This window comes from Cellvibrio fibrivorans (genome assembly GCF_031457055.1).
Taxonomy (GTDB): domain Bacteria; phylum Pseudomonadota; class Gammaproteobacteria; order Pseudomonadales; family Cellvibrionaceae; genus Cellvibrio; species Cellvibrio fibrivorans.
This window is the reverse complement of sequence record NZ_JAVDVX010000020.1, coordinates 1-2085: the sequence shown is the minus strand read 5'-3', so window position 1 is coordinate 2085 and position 2085 is coordinate 1. Positions and strand designations below refer to the sequence as shown.

The window sequence follows — 2085 nt, the reverse complement described above, 5'->3', positions numbered from 1 at the left end:
GACGATTTTAAATGCCATGGTGCGGGATAATTGCGAGTGGCAAGCAAGCTAAATTTGCGTTACAGGTATTGATTTTTTACCACAGTCGCTTGTTATATGCTGTTAATTATTTCACTTAAATTGAGTTCGAACTTTTCAGGTTTGTAGATGGGGGAGTCAATGCCACTTACCACCCCACCAATAAAGCTAGATAGTTCAAGAACTCTAAAGCTTTTTTTGTAGTAAATAAATTTACTATTTTCTACCTTGATAATTGCCAGTTTTTGACTGCGATTACTTTGCCACACGGGTACAGCGACAAACCTTGAATCGTCGGACCAAACAAACGAGGGATTGCAATTTTCAAAAACAAAACCCGTACTTAACTTTAAGGTACCTGAAGTAGGTGCTCCCATAGCAATTTCATTTGCGTTAACAACGCTAGCAGTCCAAATCCCGTTTGGGCTTATGAATGTGCTTTCATAAGACCATGCACCAACACTCATTTCTACCTCGCTCAAGAAAATATAACGCTTAGTTAATGGGCAGTTTGTAAGTTGCGCTTGCGATAAACTTTCCGCAACGATTCAACAAATGCGCGACTTACGAACTGTCCCAGCGCACGCAGTGCGCGGATTCAACGCCTTGTTGTAAGCCGGACGAACCGGTGCTGCTACAGCGCGCAAACTCTTACGAAAACCACACCCAATTATTTTTTTCAATGCGCAGACTTGATGGAGCAGTAGCCAGACGCGATTAACCTCAATTCAATTTCAGCTTTCACTAACACTGCGGTGAATTTAGCAGGCCAGTGAAACCTACGTGAACTTTCAGCACTCGACCACAGGTTAGACCGGACGGCAGGTAATGTAATAGAAACTGCAAACGCTTTTCTCCACAACACTAACCAAGTGCGATAACAACACTAAAATATTACCTTACAACGTAGTGGTAAACGGCAGATTTTAAGTAGCTTTTTTGTGGAAATATTTTACGAAGTAAAACCACAAAAAAGCTACTTAAAATCTGTCCAGTGGAGCGAAGCGGAACGGGTTTGACCACCTTGTTATGCTAAGCTTAATTGGGCTGAGGCACTAAAAACTAACTGATATTTTTACTTTTCTTTTGAATTTTCTTTTTCCCGCTTCATTAGTTTTTTAGGTCTCCAGATAATTGGTTTTGGAACTTTTCTAGGTTTGCGCCATTTAAATAGAGCAGCAACCAATTCAACGCACCATAACACTAGCCAAAGTATTAGCTCCGCTAAAAATACAGCTAGCAGAATCAATACCTCACCCGCACCTAACGCTTCTCCACCCGCTACAAAGAGGGATGCAATAGCTTCAATGATAGAGGATATAAGAGCAATAATTGCCTCTACTATTGCTGCGACCATTTCAAACCTCTATTTTTTATTTCCATATGCATAACGTTGCGTTCACCTGCGGATTGTAAGTAGCGCGTTGCGATAAACTTCGCGCAGCGATATTGCAAAAGCGCTACTTACAATGCGTCAGGTGCAATGCCTTGTTAAGTTTTTTTATGTAAAGTAAAACTTATGATTTTCAAAAAAACGAAACTGTGAATTGGAGACCTCAGCTAGATTTACTTCAATATTTCCGCTTAAGCCCGCCAATTCACTTGAATGGTCCCAAGCGTCTATGCATTCAACATGAGCACCAGAAGAAACTAAATTACGAATAACACTTATAAAAATTAGGGTTGCTTCGATATCTTCCGGCTCTTCGGGATACCAGTCTTCAGGTTCTCCGAAACCTAATTCTACGCTACCAACATATAAGTGCCGAAAACTGCAACTACAACCACTTTTTGAAGCAACAAACCATTTCTCTGGATATTTGAGAAGTGTTTCTTCTTTCAGGCTCGGCAAAGTACGATTAAAAGAAATTAGCTCACAGTTGTGAGCTGCAAAATCGTAGTTTGAATCGGTGCTGAGCAAAAGCATATAACACATATAAAATTTACTACCGATGTCAATTAAGAAGAGAACTTAACGCTTAGTTAATGGGCAGTTTGTAAGTTGCGCTTGCGATTAACTTTCCGTAACGATTCACCACATGCGCGACTTACGAACTGTCCCAGCGC

3 protein-coding genes are annotated in these 2085 nt (G+C 40.7%); all 3 read right to left on the bottom strand.

The genetic code is table 11. The annotated features are described in order from the left end of the window. Positions 1-92: 92 nt before the first annotated feature. On the bottom strand, positions 93-485 hold the full coding sequence (locus J2X05_RS21065; protein ID WP_310076407.1) for a hypothetical protein: 393 nt from the start codon (positions 483-485) through the stop codon (positions 93-95). 608 nt (positions 486-1093) lie between these two features. Next, the gene (locus J2X05_RS21060; protein ID WP_310076405.1) at positions 1094-1375 is read right to left on the bottom strand and encodes a hypothetical protein; all 282 of its coding nucleotides are present in this window, start codon (positions 1373-1375) and stop codon (positions 1094-1096) included. Between the two features lie 144 nt (positions 1376-1519). Continuing rightward, a complete protein-coding gene (locus tag J2X05_RS21055) occupies positions 1520-1945 on the bottom strand; it encodes a hypothetical protein (RefSeq protein ID WP_310076404.1) in 426 nt (141 codons plus the stop codon). Between the last annotated feature and the right edge of the window lie 140 nt (positions 1946-2085).

What these genes read in the sequence shown, in the direction of transcription:
- J2X05_RS21060 (WP_310076405.1), bottom strand. Translation starts at nt 1,375, where the DNA reads ATGGTCGCAGCAATAGTAGAGGCAATTATTGCTCTTATATCCTCTATC.
- J2X05_RS21055 (WP_310076404.1), bottom strand. Translation starts at nt 1,945, where the DNA reads ATGCTTTTGCTCAGCACCGATTCAAACTACGATTTTGCAGCTCACAAC.
- J2X05_RS21065 (WP_310076407.1), bottom strand. Translation starts at nt 485, where the DNA reads ATGAGTGTTGGTGCATGGTCTTATGAAAGCACATTCATAAGCCCAAAC.